Below are 15,973 nucleotides of genomic sequence, written 5' to 3'. Positions count from 1 at the left end.
ACCCGGCTTCCGGTCATCCGATGATGACTCAAAGTTCGGTATTCGTCGTGGTGCGCCCGAAAGAATGCGTTGCAGAGACCACCGCAGACCGGAGGCCATAGAGTCGCGCGGCTTCAGCTTTCGTCGGCGCCCAGCGCGCGCGCTTCCGAAGGCAGCATGATGGGAATGCCGCCGCGGACCGGATAGGCGAGCTTTGCCAGTCGCGAGACCAGTTCGCCGCGCTCCGGGTCCCAGCTCAGCGGCGCCTTCGTCAGCGGGCAGGCGAGAAGCTCCAGAAGCTTCGGATCGACCTGAGGTTCGTTCTTGCCGCGCTCGTTCGCCATCTGGCCGCCTTTCCCCTGTTATCGGAGTGCCCGTATTCCTGCTCTACTTGTGTCCCTGCTTTACTGGAGGCTGGTGCCGAAATCGTCATTGTCGCGCGCCAGCGCCATTTCGGTAATGGCGATCAGCGTCTCGGCGCGGGTGCGCAGGTCCGGCGCTTCCAGCAAAGCCTGTTTTTCCGCCGGGCCGTAAGGCGCCATCATCGACAGGGCGTTGACGAGCATGGCGTCGTCGGCGCGGCTGACACCTTCCCAGTCGGCCTGCAACTCATTGGCCTGCAGATAGGCGCGGAACACTTTCAGCAGGGCCGGCCGGTCGATGGCGCCGGCATCGTTGCCGCTGTCATCGAGATCGGCGAGAAAGGGCGTGATCCTTGCCTGCCGGAACGGCGTCTTTACGGTCAGCTCCTCGCCAAGGCGGAAGCGGCAAACGCCCTGCAGCGCGATCAGGTAGCGTCCGTCTCCGGTCTCGGTCATGGATGTGATGCGGCCGAAGCAGCCAACCTCGCACAGTCCGGGCTCCCCATCGGCGCGGGTGGCGCCGTCGAGGCTCGGCTGGATGAGCCCGATCAGCCGGTTCGATGCGATGGCGTGATCCACCATCTGCAGGTAGCGCGGCTCGAAAATGTTGAGCGGAAGACGGCTGCCCGGCAGAAGCAGGGCCCCCTCCAGAGGAAACAGGGCAACAGTGTGCGGCAGATCCGACTCCTGCCGATAATGAGCGTTTCCTGCCTGCATTTCCTTATTCCGTGCCCTTGTTCCCTGCGCCCGTTGTCGGGAGCCTATGCCGCCTCCTCATGAAAACAGCAGCGAGGAGAGCTTGCGCCGCGCCATGAGCGTGGCCTCGTCGGTCATGCCCCATGCCTCGAAGAACTGCAGCAATTGCGTGCGCGCCGCCTCGTCGTTCCAGCCCCGGTCGGCCCTGATGATGGCGAGCAGATTGTCGGCGGCCTCCGTCCGTTCGCCGCGGGCATTCTGGATCATGGCGAGGTCGAAGCGCGCCTGATGGTCGGCCGGATTTTGCGCCAGCCTCTTTTCCAGCTCGCCCGCATCGCCGAGTTCGGCGGCCTGCGCGGCCAGCGACAATCTGGTGCGCACGGCGGCGATCGCCGCATGGTCGCGCTTGTCCTCGGGAACGCCGTCAAGGATCGCACTGGCGCCCTCGTGATCGCCCGCCTCGAACAAAAGGTCGGCCAGTCCCGCCGCGGCTTCGGCCGAATCGGGCGCCTGCTGGAGAATGGCGCCGTAAATGTCGGCCGCCGTCTGTGAATCGCCGTGCGTGCGTGCGTCGGCAGCTGCGGCGAGGGCCTCTTCAATGGCTGCCTTGCCGTCGTCCTTGCCGCCCAGCTTGGCGATGAATTCGCTGATCTGGCTCTCGGGCACGGCGCCCATGAAGCCGTCCACCGGCTGGCCGTCGCGGAAGGCGATGACGGCCGGAATGGACTGGATTCCGAGCTGGCCGGCGATGGCCGGATGCTCGTCGATGTTCATCTTGACCATCTTCACCCGTCCGCCGGCGGCCATGACCGCCTTTTCCAGCATCGGGCCAAGCTGCCGGCAGGGACCGCACCACGGCGCCCAGAAATCCACCAGAACCGGCTGGTTGCGCGATTCCTGTATCACGTCCGCACTGAAGCTGGCCGTCGTCGTGTCCTTGATGACATCGGCCGGCGCGGGTGTCGTCGCATCGGCGCCATTGCCGAACTGGACGGTGGTTGCATACTGGCTGCCCGAGCCGAACGGATTGCTGTCACTCATTTTCTTGGTCCCAGATGTTGGAGTGCGGGGGCGAGCTGCGTGGATTTCCAGCAAGGTCTTCCCGCGTGGTCTTCCCGCGTGGTCTTCAATGTGGCGATCAGGCCGTGACTTTCAAGATAACAGGATCATGGCCCGTTGCCTTGATAAATCTGACGAGATCGGATGAACGGATCGAGGTTGTGGCCTCGTTGGTCAGTGGATGCGCGTTTATGATCTCGTTTTCCATCAGGCGCTCATCGAGAACGACCTTCACCCTGGCACCAGTGTCGTTGATCAGGCCAAAGACGGTGACCGCACCGGGAATGACGCCGAGCAGCTCCATCAGCATTTCCGGCCTGCCGAACGACACCCGGCTGGCGGCGCCGATGAGGTGGTGAACCTGCTTCAGGTCCACCTCCGCGTCCTCGTCCACCGTGACTAGAAAGAAATTGTCTTTCTTGTCTTTCAGGAAGAGGTTCTTGGTATGCGCACCGGCAATGTTGCCGCGCAGGGCCTGCGAATCGGCGACGGTGAACAGGGGCGGGTGACGCGCGGTCGAGGCATCGATGCCCATATCGGCGAGAAATGCGTGCAGATCGGTCTCGGTTTTCGGCATGTCCCCACCCGGTTCTTTCCGTTGCGGTATGGTTTAGGACCATTGGCGCGGCCAGCACAAGGGCCGCACGGTCGCGGGCGAACCGTTTCGGCTTCGCAACGGCCACACCATCGAAGCGCCGGCAGATGCTGTACATGCCTGCCTGTCGCGGGCGGCGAAAGGCTGCGGAAGCGCGTATTTGCGGCAGATATGCAAAGCGCAAAAAAAGACGCGATTTCCCTGTTGCATTCGCCTCGGTCTTCGGCCATATAGGCGCGGCTGCGGCGAGAGCCGCGCAGAGCGGGTGTAGCTCAGGGGTAGAGCACAACCTTGCCAAGGTTGGGGTCGGGCGTTCGAATCGCCTCACCCGCTCCAAGATATCCCCACCGAAAAGCCGCGGGAAACCGCGGCTTTCGTGTTTTCCGGGTGGGTGAAACCGCAAGTCACGAGAATCGCTGAAACGGCCCCGGTTATACGCAGGTTAACACTTCGTGGGATCGACGGGGTGTGAAATCGCGGCATCGAAGGGGTATGGTACTACGACGTAGGTCGCTTATCTGATGTTTAACGTCATTGTGCTACCCACAGCAGATGACTGCGACTTCACATGAAACGATATCGCCGCTGCAATCGATCGACTGGAATGTGATCTTTTCCGAGGTCAATTCTTGGCGCGGTGCGTGCATGCATCATTTCTCGATGGTTGAGTCGGCCGTGACCGAGACGCTATTTGCGTTGAGTACAGCGGCACCGAGTCAGGCAGTCGTTCGCCTGCGTCATCTCATTGGGCAAAGGTTCGAGGGCTTGGCTGCGGCGATCGGTCCGGGCGGCCCCTTTGAGAATGCGGGCAAACATGCCCTCTTGGAGCTTAGACAGTTTCGCGAAAATCACGAGGCTTTCCGCACGCTAATATGTCACGGGACGGTTAAGGTGACGGTAGAACACAATGGTCGGTGGCTCCTGCTCATCCGGACGCTCTCGATACGTTCCCGTCAGCCTGATCGTACCGTGCTGGCGCTGGAGCAATCCGAGGCCGAAACCAAGTTGGCGGCTCTAAAACGTGACGGGATCAAACTCGGGTCGCTCCTCGGTCAACTCCGCAAGGTCGTAGCCACATCAAGTCTGTAAGCGGCGATTTTACTGCCGGAAAGATATCCTCTAAGGGATTCTTAGTCCGGAATTTCGGGGAGCATCTTTTATGCCTGTTTATGAATTTACTCGCACTCAAATTGTGCCGCTTCAAAAAACCACGTTTGGTCAGATGCAGCTTCAGGAACGCCGCGATCTTCAGCGTCTCCTGCGCGAGAGCATTGATGTAATTGCACCGGATACACTGGTAATCGCAGAAGAGTTCGGCGAATGGGATGAATCTCGACGGCGCATCGATCTGCTTGGCGTTGATCGAAAGGCCAATCTGGTCGTGATCGAGTTGAAGCGGACCGAGGATGGTGGGCACATGGAGCTTCAGGCGCTCCGATATGCCGCAATGGTCTCGACCATGACCTTCGATCAGGCAGTTGATGTTTTTGCCCGCTATCTCGCCCAAATGGGCCGGGATGGACACGATGCAAGTGCCGAGCTGTTGGACCACCTTGGATGGGTCGAACCCGATCACGACCAGTTTGGTCAAGATGTGAAGATCGTTCTTGCCTCGGCGGAGTTTTCCCGGGAGCTTACAACGTCTGTGTTGTGGTTGCTCAGCCGGGACATCGACATACGATGTGTACGGCTCCAGCCCTACGATCATGGCGGTCGGGTTCTGGTCGATGTTCAGCAGATCATCCCCCTGCCGGAAGCAGCAGAGTACCAGATTCAGGTTCGTGAAAAGGCTCGGAAGGAGCGTGAGTTCGTACGCGGCAGCAACGCAGACTTCACCCGCTTCGATCTCGTGCTCGGTTCGTTAAAATATCCTGCCGTGCCGAAACGCTCGGCGCTCTATCTGACCTTCCGGCACCTCGTTGAAATGGGCCATGATCCATCAGAACTGGCAGAGCATTGCGGTCCTCGCAAAGGCAGGGCGGTTTACCACGTTGAAGGTGAGATAGGACGCGAAGATTTTTTGCGGCTCGCAGAATCCGCGATGGCATCCGGTGGGCGGACGTTCAGAGCGAAGCGGTTCTTCTGTGACGAAGAAGAGTTGTTTCGGAAAAATGGAAGGACCTACGCTTTTTCGAACCAGTGGGGCGGAGAAGACTGGCTTACAGCAATGACAAATTTGCAGACCATCTACCCAGAGGGCCATATTACCTTTACCCCAGCCCTGTAGCGTTTCCGCGTTCAACTGTGAGCTTAATGGCAAGGAAACTGTTCGCCCTATCATTTCCCCTTGTAGGTTTGAAAAAGGTAGGCGGCTCCACATCCAGCGTGGTTATCAGTCGGGCCAGAACCATCACCGTAGGATCCGGACCCCGCGCTCCACGCCGGAAACATAGGTCCGATCGAGGTTTGATCGGAAGCCAAGCTCCTCCTGCGAGATCCCGAGTTGTTCTCTTAGGCGCCTACATTTCTCCCAATGACCCGCGGGGGTTCCTCATCCGGAAAACCGCGACGCATGCCAGCAATCGCTTTCCATCAATCTTCTACTTGCAATTCATTCTCAAATGCAGAATAAAGGAAAGGGCGCGCTCGGCGACCCTTTTTGCAACTCATTTGCAATTGCAATGTTGCGGAGGGCATTCACGGGCTGCGATCGGGACAGAATCGCAAAAAGGGAATTCGCATGTTCGACAAACTCAGGCGCTCGGTTCTTGCCGGAATGGCAGGCGGTGCGCTCGCCGCACTGATGATGGCCATGCCGGCTCAGGCGGCGGAAAAATTCAAGGCGGTGACGACCTTCACCGTGATCGCCGACATGGCAAAAAATGTCGCCGGCGATGCGGCCATCGTGGAATCCATCACCAAGCCGGGCGCCGAGATCCATGAATATCAGCCGACGCCGGGCGACATTCAGCGCGCGCAGGGCGCCGACCTGATCCTGTGGAACGGTCTCAACCTCGAACTGTGGTTCGAGAAATTCTTCCAGAATCTGAAGGATGTTCCGGGCGTTGTGGTCTCCGACGGCGTCGAGCCGATGGGCATCACCGAGGGCCCCTACAGCGGCAAACCGAACCCGCACGCCTGGATGTCGCCGACATCGGCGCTGATCTATGTCGACAATATCCGTGACGCCTTCGTCAAGCACGATCCGGACAATGCCGACATCTACAAGGCCAATGCCGAGGCCTACAAGGACAAGATCAAGGCCGTGATCGATCCGATCAAGGCCGAGCTCGACGCGGTTCCCGAAGACAAGCGCTGGCTGGTCACCAGCGAGGGGGCCTTCTCCTATCTCGCCCGCGATTTCGGCCTGAAGGAGCTTTATCTGTGGCCGATCAACGCCGACCAGCAGGGCACGCCCCAGCAGGTGCGCAAGGTCATCGACGCCGTGCGTGAGAACGGCATCACGGTGGTCTTCTCCGAAAGCACCATCTCCGACAAGCCAGCCAGGCAGGTGGCGCGCGAGACTGGTGCCCGTTATGGCGGCGTGCTCTATGTGGATTCCCTGACGGAAGCCGACGGTGAGGTTCCGACCTATATCGGTCTGCTGCGGGTAACGTCCGACACCATCGCCAAGGGGCTCACTCAGGGCGACTGACCTCGAAGGAAATGATGACGTGACTACCCACATGAAAGACCTGGCCCGCCGCCCCGCATCTTCGGATGCGGGGTCCGGCATCGTGGTCCGGGAGGCAACCGTCACCTATCGCAACGGGCACACGGCACTGCGAAACGCCAGCTTCGAAATACCGACCGGCACCATCGCCGCGCTGGTCGGCGTCAACGGGTCCGGCAAATCCACGCTGTTCAAGGCCATCATGGGCTTCGTGCGGCTGGCCAAAGGCGAGATCTCGGTGCTGGGCATGCCGGTGAAGCAGGCGTTGCGCCGCAACCTCGTCGCCTATGTGCCGCAGGCCGAGGAGGTGGACTGGAACTTTCCGGTTCTGGTCGAGGATGTGGTGATGATGGGCCGCTACGGCCATATGGGCATGATGCGCATTCCGCGCCGTGCCGATCACGAGGCGGTGGCGGCCGCCCTTGCCCGCGTCAACATGGGCGAGTTCCGCAAGCGCCAGATCGGCGAGTTGTCCGGCGGACAGAAGAAGCGCGTGTTCCTTGCCCGCGCGCTGGCGCAGGACAGCCGCGTCATCCTGCTCGACGAGCCCTTCACCGGCGTCGACGTGAAGACCGAGGACCAGATCATCGCGCTTTTGCGCGAGTTGCGCGACGAAGGGCGGGTGATGCTGGTTTCCACCCATAATCTCGGCTCGGTGCCAGAGTTCTGCGACCGCACCGTTCTCATCAAGGGCACGGTGCTCGACTACGGCCTGACCAGCGAGGTGTTCACGCAGGCCAATCTGGAGCGCGCCTTTGGTGGCGTCCTGCGCCACTTCGTGCTCGGTGGCGACCATCTGCACGAGGATAACGATCGCCGCCGGCTTTCCGTCTTCACCGACGACGAGCGCCCGCTGGTCTTCTACGGCGAAAAGGACAGCATGGAGCACAAGCTGAGCGGGAGCCGCAAATGAGCCTGCTGCTCGAACCCTTCTCCTATCACTACATGGTCAACGCCATGTGGGTATCGGCGCTGGTGGGAGGCGTGTGCGCCTTCCTGTCGTGCTACCTGATGCTCAAGGGGTGGTCGCTGATCGGCGATGCGCTCTCGCATTCCATCGTGCCGGGGGTGGCGGGCGCCTACATGCTGGGCCTGCCCTTCTCGATCGGCGCCTTCTTCTCTGGCGGGCTGGCGGCGGCGGCCATGCTGTTCCTCAACCAGCGCACGAAGCTGAAGGAAGACGCCATCATAGGCCTCACCTTCTCGGCCTTTTTCGGGCTCGGGCTGTTCATGGTGTCGATCTCGCCGACCTCGGTCTCCATCCAGACCATCGTGCTTGGCAACATCCTCGCCATCACGCCGGAAGATACGCTGCAGCTCGCCATCATCGGCTTCGTGTCGCTGGCCGTGCTCATGGTGATCTGGAAGGATCTGATGGTCACCTTCTTCGACGAGAGCCATGCCCGCACCATCGGCCTGAACCCGACTTTGCTCAAGATCATCTTCTTCACGCTTCTGTCGGCCTCGACGGTCGCGGCCATGCAGACGGTCGGCGCTTTCCTCGTCATCTGCATGGTGGTGACGCCGGGCGCCACGGCCTATCTGCTGACCGACCGCTTTCCGAGGCTTCTGGCGCTGGCCGTCGCCATCGGTGCGCTGACCAGCTTCATCGGCGCCTATGTGAGCTATTTCCTCGATGGCGCCACCGGCGGCATCATCGTGGTGTTGCAAACGGCGGTGTTCCTCGTCGTGTTCCTGTTTGCGCCCAAGCACGGCATGCTGGCGGCCCGCCGCAAGGCTGCGGCCGCCCTGCGGGAGGCCGCGCCATGACCATCATGGAAACGCTCGCCTCGCCCTTCCAGTTCGACTTCATGGTCAATGCCATGGTCATCTCGGTGCTGGTGGCGATCCCGATGGCGCTGCTGTCGTGCTTCCTCGTGCTCAAGGGCTGGTCGCTGATGGGCGATGCCATCAGCCATGCCGTGTTCCCGGGCGTGGTGGTGGCCTACATCGTGGGCTTTCCCTACGCCATCGGCGCCTTCGCGGCGGGCATGTTCGCCGCCGTCGCCACCGGCTTCCTCAAGGACAACAGCCGCATCAAGCAGGATACTGTGATGGGCATCGTCTTTTCCGGCATGTTCGGGCTCGGACTGGTGCTCTACGTCAAGATCCAGTCGGACGTGCATCTCGACCACATATTGTTCGGCGACATGCTGGGTGTCTCGTGGAACGATATCGCCATGTCGGCCACCATCGCCGCGGTCACGGCAGGCATCATTCTGGTGAAGTGGCGTGACTTCCTGCTGCATGCCTTCGATCCGGCGCAGGCGCAGGCGGTGGGGCTGCATGTCAGGCTGCTGCACTACGGGCTGCTGGCGCTGATCTCGCTGACCATCGTCGGCGCGCTGCAGGCCGTCGGCATCATCCTCGCCATCGCCATGCTGATCGCGCCCGGCGCCATCGCCTTCCTGCTGGCGCGCACCTTCTCAGGCATGCTGGCGGTGTCGGTGCTGGTCGCCGTGGCGTCGTCCTTCCTCGGGGTCTATGCGTCCTTCTTCATCGACAGCGCGCCGGCGCCCACCATCGTGCTTCTGATGTCAGCCGCATTTCTTGTCGCCTTCGTTCTTGCCACACGCCGGGCCGCTCGTACGGAAGCCAGCGAGCAGGCCTGAGCGCGCACCGACATGCGTCCCGCGTCGCATGGCGGTGCTTTTTTTCAGGGTATTGGCCTGAAACAAAAATCAGCGGCGGCGCGGAACCAGAAGCCACGCCAGTCCGCCGAGAATGACGGCTATTCCAAGCAGTGCCGTAACCGGGATGCCGAACAGGGCCGGGCCGAAATCCAGCAGGCGCGGCGCAAGACCCAGCGCGAAGGCTGCGGTGACGATGGCAACCGCGATGCGCGTGGCGGCCCAGCGAATGTCGGCACCGATCCGGTCGAGACCCTTCAGCTCCACTTCGGCCGCGATCCGGCCCTGCCGCAGGCGCAGCGCCAGCAGTCGCAGCAGCGAGGGCGCTTCCGCGGCCAGTCCGGCGAAATCAAGCGCCAGCGACTTCCCCTTGCCCATGAGGGCGCCCGGCCTGTAGCGACGGATCATCTCTTCCTGGACGATCGGGCCGGCGACCGCCAGCGCGTCGAAATCGGGGTCGAGGCTGCGCATCACGCCGTCGGCGGTGATCAGCGCCTTGAACAGCAACGCAAGGTCAGCGGGCAGGGCAAGGTCGTGCTCGCGCGCCAGCGCCATGAAATCGGTGATCGCCTCGCCCAGCCGCAGCGGCGGCACGCCATGGCGGGCGACGAAGGTGTCGCAGGCGGCCTCCAGCCGCGGCAGGTCGATGTCGGCCGCCCCCGACCATTCCATGAGAAGGGCGGCAACCCGCTCGCCGCTGGTTTCCACGATGGCCGCCACCAGAATCAGCAACTGTTCGCGACGGCGCGTGCCCAACCGGCCGACCATGCCGAAATCGATGAACGCGACGCGGTTTCCGGGCAGGGCGCGCAGATTGCCGGGGTGCGGATCGGCGTGGAACAGGCCGTCGACAAGCGCCATGCGCAGGAAGGCGGCGGTGCCGGTCCGGGCAAGCTCGCGCCCGTCCAGTCCGGCGGCCTCCAGCGCTGCATGGTCGTTCGGAACGATGCCGTCGATATATTCCTGCACCAGAAGCCGCTCGGAACTCCATTCGGAGAAGATGCGCGGGATCTTTATGCGCCCCATGGGCTGGAGGTTCTGCGCCACGGCTTCGCAATTGCGGCCCTCAGCGGCGAGGTCGAGTTCCTCGCCCATCGCCGTGCCCAGATGGTGAAGGATTTCGCGCGGCCGGTAGCGGGCGAATTCCGGCCATTGCGCCTCGACCAGCCCCGCCGCATGCGACAGCAATCTGAGATCGGCCTCGACGAGTGGCCGCAGCCCCGCCCGCCGCACCTTGACGACGACATCGGTGCCGTCCTGCAGCGTGGCGCGGTGGACCTGCGCGATGGAGCCGGCGGCGAGCGCCGTGTGTGAGAAGCTCAGGAAGACGGTGTCGGGCGGTGCGCCGAGGTCTTCCTCCACCTGCGCCCGGATCGCCTTCCACGGCTCGGGCGCGACCTGGCTTTGCAGCTTCTCCAGCTCGGTGATCCACTCCGGCGACAGAAGATCTGCGCGTGTCGACAGGATCTGTCCGAGCTTGATGAAGGTCGGCCCGAGCGATTCGATGGCAAGCCGCAGCCGCTCCGGCTGCGACAGACTTTCGGAGTCCGCATGCGATCTGCGCGTGCGCCGTTTCGGCAGGAGGCCGCCGAGGCCAAGTCTGATGGCGATGTCGTCGACGCCGAAGCGCACCAGAACGGTGGCGATCTCGGCGATGCGTTTGTGGTCGCGGGCGGCGGCGAAGGTGGTTTCGAGAACGGTCATCGCGCTACCCCGCAAGCCAGCGATAGATGAGGTAGAGCAGAACCGCCCAGATGACGACGAGAATGCCCAGAATGACCGCCGCCGCCAGCAGCGGACGTTTGAACCAGCGCGCGATCCAGCGGTCGGCTTTTTCGCCGGCTTCCTGATGGACTGCGGCCGGAAGCCGCTTCGATATGAAGCCGACAGCCGCCGGCACGATGATCAGATCGTCGACGACGCCGAGCAGCGGGATGGTGAAGGGGATCAGGTCGATCGGATTGAGCAGGTACAATCCCGTGGCAAGGCTGGCGAACCGCAGCCAGCGTGGCGTGCGCGGATCGCGAAACGCATACCAGAGCACCACGGCGTCGCGGCGGAATGCAAGAAAGCGCCGCTTGAGAATGCCGAAAACAGCCAATCAGAAACCCTCCAAGCCGAGACGGAATAAGATAGGCGTCTTCACGCGATGCTCAAGGTTTTGCAGCGCGGTCTTGCCGGCGCCACGGACAGCCCTATCTGGAAACGGAATCCCGACATCGGCCCGGCCTGTTTTCCGCAGTCGGCCTTGACGGGACCGATATGGAACATATAGTGAACAAAATCATGAAGAGAACGCTGCAGCAACGTCTCGCCATTCTTTCCGACGCCGCCAAATATGACGCCTCCTGCGCATCGTCCGGCGGCCAGCGCCGGGATTCTCGGGCGGGCGGGCTGGGATCGGCCGGAGGCTCGGGCATATGCCACGCCTATGCGCCGGACGGGCGCTGCATCTCGCTGCTCAAGATCCTGCTGACCAATTTCTGCATCTACGACTGCGCCTATTGCATCAACCGCTCGTCCAGTAATGTCGAGCGGGCGCGCTTCACGCCGCAGGAGGTGGTGTGGCTGACGCTGGAGTTCTACCGGCGCAACTATATCGAAGGCCTGTTCCTGTCCTCCGGCATCATCCGCTCTTCCGACCATACGATGGAGCAGATGGTGTGCGTGGCGCGTGACCTGCGCACGGTTCACAATTTCAACGGCTACATTCACCTCAAGACGATTCCCGAGGCGTCGCCGGTCCTTGTCGAGGAGGCGGGGCTCTATGCCGACCGGCTTTCCATCAATATCGAGCTGCCGACGGAAACCGGCATGACCGAGCTTGCGCCGGAAAAGCAGACCGCCGTCATTCGCCGCGCCATGGCGGATGTGCGCCTTGGCATCGAGGATGCCGCAGACCGGACGCTGGGCGGCCGCCCGCGCCGGAAATTCGCGCCGGCGGGACAGTCGACGCAGATGATCGTCGGTGCCGATGGCGCCGACGATTCCACCATTCTCGCCAGCAGTGCCGGCCTTTACGGCAGCTACGGGCTGAAGCGGGTCTATTACTCGGCGTTCAGCCCGATCCCCGACGCCTCGTCGCGCCTGCCGCCCAAGAAGCCGCCTTTGATGCGCGAGCACCGGCTCTATCAGGCCGACTGGCTCTATCGCTTCTACGGTTTCGAGGTGGCCGAGATCACCGCGGCGAGGAGCGACGGCATGCTCGATCTCGACATCGATCCGAAGCTCGCCTGGGCGCTGGCGCATCGCGATCGCTTCCCGGTCGACGTCAACCGGGCGGGGCGGGAAATGCTGCTGAGGGTGCCGGGGTTCGGGGTGCGCACGGTGGATGCGCTCATTGCCGCGCGCCGCCATCGCCGTGTGCGGCTTGAAGATCTCGGCCGGCTGAAGGTGTCGCTGCGCAAGGTCAGGCCGTTCATCGTTGCCGAAGGGTGGACGCCGCTGCGGCTCATCGACCGGCAGGATCTGCGCGCGCTGTTCGAGCCGCCGCCCATGCAGATGTCGCTGCTGTGATGCCGGGCCTGTGATGTCGAGGTTGTGATGTACAGGATCTGCCTTTCCCGCAGGGGCAATTTTGGTGAATGGCGCGACGCGGCGCGCAGGCTGCTGCAGGCGGGCATCGCGCCTCATGAGGTGGACTGGTGCCTCGAAGGCGAGGGCGGGCTGTTTGCCGCTCCGGATCGGGCTTTGCCCGTGGCGACGCCGGCCATGCCGCGGCCCGTGGTGCCCGCGTCCTTTCCGGAACTGGCCGAAGCCATCGTCTGCCACAGCGATCCGGGATCTTTCGCGCTGCTCTACCGCCTGCTCCACCGGCTGCAGGGCGAACGGCATCTTCTGTCCGTGGCTTCCGATGAAGATGTGGTGCAGGCGTTAAGGCTGGCGAAATCCGTGCGGCGCGCCTGCCACAAGATGACGGCCTTCGTGCGCTTCCGCGAGCTTGCGCATCCGGGCGAGGGCGGCCGGCGGCGGTTTGCGGCCTGGTTCGAGCCGGATCATTTCATCGTTGCGCGCATCGCGCCCTTCTTCGCGGCGCGCTTTGCCGACATGGACTGGACGATCCTCACGCCGAAAGGGTCCGCGACCTTCGAGGCCGGCAGGTTGCGGGTGTCGGACGAGCCGGCGGCAAAGCCCGACCTTGCCGATCCGGCCGATGCGCTGTGGCTGACCTATTATGCCTCGATCTTCAATCCGGCCCGGGTGAAGGTGAAGGCGATGCAGGCCGAGATGCCGAAGAAATACTGGAAGAACCTGCCCGAAGCCGCCCTGATTCCGGAGCTGGTCGCCAGCGCGCAGGCGCGCGTGGCGGACATGGCCCGGCAGGAGGCGCTTGCGCCGCCGGCCTTTCATGCCCGGGTTCAGTCCCTGCATGAGGCGCGGCAAGCCGCCACGCCTGCCACGCCGCTGGCGGTCCTGCGCCGGCAGGCCAGCGCCTGCACCCGCTGCCCCCTGCACTGCCATGCCACGCAGACCGTGTTCGGCGAAGGGCCGGACGCGGCCGACCTGATGTTCGTGGGCGAGCAGCCGGGCGACCGGGAGGACCTTTCCGGCAGGCCTTTCGTCGGCCCCGCAGGGCAATTGTTCGACAGGACGCTGGGGGAAGTGGGCATCGATCGGGGAAGGGCCTATGTCACCAATGCGGTGAAGCATTTCAAGTTCGAGCCGCGTGGCAAGCGCCGTATCCACCGCACGCCCAATGCCGGCGAAGTCGAGCGTTGCCGCTGGTGGCTGGAGCAGGAGATCGAGGCCGTGAAGCCTCGCCTCGTGGTTGCGATGGGAGCGACCGCGCTCGGCGCGCTGACCGGCCGCAAGCAGCGGCTGGGCGATGTGCGCGGCAGGCTGCTGCCGTTCGGCAGTGGCCGGTCCCTGTTCGTAACGGTCCACCCCTCCTATCTGCTGCGCATTCCGGATCCGGTTCGCGCCGCCGGGGAGATGACGCAATTTCGCAACGATCTGGCAACCATTGCTTCCAAAACCACTGGTTGAACCGTTACAAACCCCATTCCGGCTTGCACAGAGGTGGAGAAACTGTTTTCCTCGCGGATAAAGGCCCGGCTGAAACAAATAGTGACCAACGGGGTCTGAGCAGGCAATCGCAGGAGGCTCCCGATGCCGGCTTCATTGACCACCTCTTTCGGCAAGCAATTGCCCGCGGGAATCGTTGCAAACCGGATGCTGGGCGAAGCCCTTGCTTTCGACTGGTCGAAGACAGCCGCCGGCGCCATGGATGACTGGCCCATGGCGTTGCGCGTCATGGCCCGCACCGTTCTGGGTGCATCGGCGCCGATGTCTATCCTGATCGGACGCGACGGGCTGGTTCTCTACAATGATACGGTCAGCGAGATTTTCGGCGATACCTATCTGGGGTCGATCGGCAGGCCGATCACGGAAGTGCTCACCGAAGCCGCCGATTTCTACAGACGCACGATCGATGATTGCTATTGCGGCAAGTCGCACAGCTACAAGGATCAGCCGCTGAAACTGCGGCGCAATGGCAATCTTGAAACCGCATGGTTCAATCTGGATTTCTCGCCGATCCGTGACGAATTCGGCATGCCTTGCGGAGTGTTGCTGCACTCCTTCGAAACCACGGAGCGGGTTACGGCCCTGCGGGCCAGACGCCGCGCCGACGAACGCCTGAGCATTGCGATCTCGGCGTCCGGGCTGGTCGGCATCTGGGATCTCGATGTCGCGACCCTGTCCTGTACCGGAGATCAGGGATTTGCGCTCATCTACGGGGTGGAACCGGAAGTTGCCGTGGCGGGGGTCGAAAAGGAAAGGATGACATCGGCCATCCATGCCGAGGACAGGCACGCCGTTCTGGAGACGCTGTATGAGGCGATCGAGCTGAAGCGGGAGTTCCGGTGCCAGTATCGCGTGGTCTCGCCTTGCGGCAAGGTGCGATGGGTGATGGCCTCGGGACGCCTGACCAAAGGGACATGCGGGCTCGAAACGCACATGATCGGCGTCGTTCTCGACGTCACGGAGCAGATGGAGACCGCCGCCGCGCTCGCCGAAAGCGAATTCCGGTTCGATACGCTGACCGACACGCTGCCGCAGATCGTGTGGAGCGCCACGGCGGAAGGTGTTCACGACTATTTCAGCAAGCGCTGGTTCGAGTTTACCGGCATTCCCGAAGAAGAAGCCCTGAACACCGAGAACTGGGTCGACCTTCTGCATCCCGATGACCAGGACCGGGTGATGGAAGTCTGGCGGCGCTGCCTGACGAGCGGCGATGTCTATGACATCGAATACCGGTTCCGCAGCCAGAGCGGCGAATATCGCTGGATGCGGGTGATGGCGCTGCCGCAGCGCGACGGCAGAGGCCGGCTCAAACGCTGGTTCGGCACCGCCACGGACATTCATGAATCCCGCATGGGGGTGGAGCAGCGCGATCTGATCGCCCGCGAACTCAACCACCGCATCAAGAACATCTTTTCCATTGTCGGCGGCATGATCGGCCTGTCGATGCGCGAGCGGCCGGACATGAAGGAGTTCGCGGAGGAACTGCGCGGGCGGCTGCTGGCGCTCAACGATGCACATGACTTCATCCGGCCGGACGACCGTGCGCGCACCGCGCAGCGTGTTTCTCATTCCTTCCAGAAATTGCTGCAGCGGCTGTTGAAGCCTTACGATGACGAAAACGGCCAGCGCATCTCTATAGAAGGCCCGGATGCGCGCATCGATGCCGGGGCCGCGACGCCTCTCGCGCTGGTCTTTCACGAACTGGCGACCAATTCCGCCAAATATGGCGCGCTCTCAACGCCAGGGGGCAACATTCGCGTGCGGTTCAGCCGTACGCCGGAGAGCGTCTCCATCGAATGGGCGGAGCGTGGCGGCATGGTGCGCGCGGAAGCGCCGGACCATGCCGGTTTTGGCACAAGGCTGCTGACATTGTCGGTCGAGGCACAGCTGCGCGGCAGCTTCCGCCGCCACTGGGAGCCGGACGGTGTTCGCGTCGAGATCGAGTTCCCGCTCCACATGCTGGACCGGACGGCGTGAGGAAGAGCGGCTTCTAAGGTCCGTACTCAATCATTGC

The 15,973-nt window shown here is 62.9% G+C and carries 16 protein-coding genes and 1 tRNA gene; 10 read left to right on the top strand and 7 right to left on the bottom strand.

Annotated elements, in window-relative coordinates; translation table 11 throughout:
* Window positions 1-113: 113 nt before the first annotated feature.
* From MIC97_RS10770 to MIC97_RS10755, 4 genes are all read right to left on the bottom strand, one after another.
* Complete coding sequence (locus MIC97_RS10770; RefSeq protein ID WP_239800008.1) at window positions 114-323, bottom strand: Trm112 family protein; 210 nt, start codon at window positions 321-323, stop codon at window positions 114-116.
* Between the two features lie 60 nt (window positions 324-383).
* A complete protein-coding gene (locus MIC97_RS10765) occupies window positions 384-1,058 on the bottom strand; it encodes an LON peptidase substrate-binding domain-containing protein (protein ID WP_239800007.1) in 675 nt (224 codons plus the stop codon).
* Between the two features lie 57 nt (window positions 1,059-1,115).
* Complete coding sequence (gene trxA, locus MIC97_RS10760) at window positions 1,116-2,078, bottom strand: thioredoxin (RefSeq protein ID WP_239800006.1); 963 nt, start codon at window positions 2,076-2,078, stop codon at window positions 1,116-1,118.
* A 97-nt stretch (window positions 2,079-2,175) separates the two neighbouring features.
* Window positions 2,176-2,673 carry a prolyl-tRNA synthetase associated domain-containing protein gene (locus MIC97_RS10755; protein ID WP_239800005.1) on the bottom strand — a complete coding sequence of 166 codons (498 nt, stop codon included), beginning with the start codon at window positions 2,671-2,673 and terminating at the stop codon, window positions 2,176-2,178.
* 279 nt (window positions 2,674-2,952) lie between these two features.
* Here MIC97_RS10755 and MIC97_RS10750 point away from each other — a divergent pair.
* The 3 genes from MIC97_RS10750 to MIC97_RS10740 all read left to right on the top strand — a co-directional run bounded on the left by MIC97_RS10750 (window position 2,953) and on the right by MIC97_RS10740 (window position 4,918).
* Window positions 2,953-3,027: transfer RNA gene (locus MIC97_RS10750), tRNA-Gly, on the top strand.
* A 216-nt stretch (window positions 3,028-3,243) separates the two neighbouring features.
* Window positions 3,244-3,780, top strand: a complete 537-nt coding sequence (locus MIC97_RS10745; RefSeq protein ID WP_239800004.1) for a hypothetical protein — start codon at window positions 3,244-3,246, stop codon at window positions 3,778-3,780.
* 70 nt (window positions 3,781-3,850) lie between these two features.
* A complete protein-coding gene (locus tag MIC97_RS10740) occupies window positions 3,851-4,918 on the top strand; it encodes a hypothetical protein (RefSeq protein ID WP_239800003.1) in 1,068 nt (355 codons plus the stop codon).
* Window positions 4,919-5,041: 123 nt separating this feature from the next.
* Here the strand turns inward: MIC97_RS10740 and MIC97_RS10735 are convergent, their stop codons facing one another.
* Window positions 5,042-5,128 carry a helix-turn-helix domain-containing protein gene (locus MIC97_RS10735; protein ID WP_239801098.1) on the bottom strand — a complete coding sequence of 29 codons (87 nt, stop codon included), beginning with the start codon at window positions 5,126-5,128 and terminating at the stop codon, window positions 5,042-5,044.
* Between the two features lie 243 nt (window positions 5,129-5,371).
* Between MIC97_RS10735 and MIC97_RS10730 the strand changes: the two genes are divergently transcribed.
* Genes MIC97_RS10730 through MIC97_RS10715 form a run of 4 tightly spaced genes read left to right on the top strand, consistent with a single transcriptional unit; the run spans window position 5,372 to window position 8,916 of the window.
* On the top strand, window positions 5,372-6,286 hold the full coding sequence (locus MIC97_RS10730; RefSeq protein ID WP_275592335.1) for a metal ABC transporter substrate-binding protein: 915 nt from the start codon (window positions 5,372-5,374) through the stop codon (window positions 6,284-6,286).
* Window positions 6,287-6,305: 19 nt separating this feature from the next.
* The gene (locus MIC97_RS10725) at window positions 6,306-7,217 is read left to right on the top strand and encodes a manganese/iron ABC transporter ATP-binding protein (protein WP_345773547.1); all 912 of its coding nucleotides are present in this window, start codon (window positions 6,306-6,308) and stop codon (window positions 7,215-7,217) included.
* Window positions 7,214-8,074 carry a metal ABC transporter permease gene (locus MIC97_RS10720; RefSeq protein WP_183825605.1) on the top strand — a complete coding sequence of 287 codons (861 nt, stop codon included), beginning with the start codon at window positions 7,214-7,216 and terminating at the stop codon, window positions 8,072-8,074. Before MIC97_RS10725 ends, MIC97_RS10720 begins: the two co-directional genes overlap by 4 nt.
* Window positions 8,071-8,916 (top strand): metal ABC transporter permease, encoded by an 846-nt coding sequence (locus MIC97_RS10715; protein WP_239800002.1) that lies wholly within the window; start codon window positions 8,071-8,073, stop codon window positions 8,914-8,916. The genes MIC97_RS10720 and MIC97_RS10715 overlap by 4 nt, the downstream gene beginning before the upstream one ends.
* 69 nt (window positions 8,917-8,985) lie before the next feature.
* Here MIC97_RS10715 and MIC97_RS10710 read toward each other — a convergent pair whose 3' ends face one another.
* Together MIC97_RS10710 and MIC97_RS10705 are read right to left on the bottom strand one after the other, a co-directional pair.
* On the bottom strand, window positions 8,986-10,638 hold the full coding sequence (locus MIC97_RS10710; RefSeq protein ID WP_239800001.1) for an AarF/UbiB family protein: 1,653 nt from the start codon (window positions 10,636-10,638) through the stop codon (window positions 8,986-8,988).
* A gap of 4 nt (window positions 10,639-10,642) precedes the next feature.
* Window positions 10,643-11,035 (bottom strand): YkvA family protein, encoded by a 393-nt coding sequence (locus tag MIC97_RS10705; protein ID WP_239800000.1) that lies wholly within the window; start codon window positions 11,033-11,035, stop codon window positions 10,643-10,645.
* Window positions 11,036-11,220: 185 nt separating this feature from the next.
* Here MIC97_RS10705 and MIC97_RS10700 point away from each other — a divergent pair, with 185 nt between their 5' ends.
* From MIC97_RS10700 to MIC97_RS10690, 3 genes are all read left to right on the top strand, one after another.
* Entirely contained in the window at window positions 11,221-12,450 is a 1,230-nt protein-coding gene (locus MIC97_RS10700; protein ID WP_239799999.1) for a putative DNA modification/repair radical SAM protein, read from the top strand.
* Between the two features lie 27 nt (window positions 12,451-12,477).
* Window positions 12,478-13,920, top strand: a complete 1,443-nt coding sequence (locus MIC97_RS10695) for a UdgX family uracil-DNA binding protein (RefSeq protein ID WP_239799998.1) — start codon at window positions 12,478-12,480, stop codon at window positions 13,918-13,920.
* A 123-nt stretch (window positions 13,921-14,043) separates the two neighbouring features.
* Window positions 14,044-15,936 (top strand): PAS domain-containing protein, encoded by a 1,893-nt coding sequence (locus MIC97_RS10690; protein WP_239799997.1) that lies wholly within the window; start codon window positions 14,044-14,046, stop codon window positions 15,934-15,936.
* The last annotated feature ends 37 nt before the right edge of the window (window positions 15,937-15,973 follow it).

This window comes from Aquamicrobium sp. NLF2-7, from assembly GCF_022359935.1.
Taxonomy (GTDB): Bacteria; Pseudomonadota; Alphaproteobacteria; order Rhizobiales; family Rhizobiaceae; genus Mesorhizobium; species Mesorhizobium lusatiense.
Note: the sequence above shows the minus strand (reverse complement) of the source record. Positions and strands in the feature narration are given on the sequence as shown.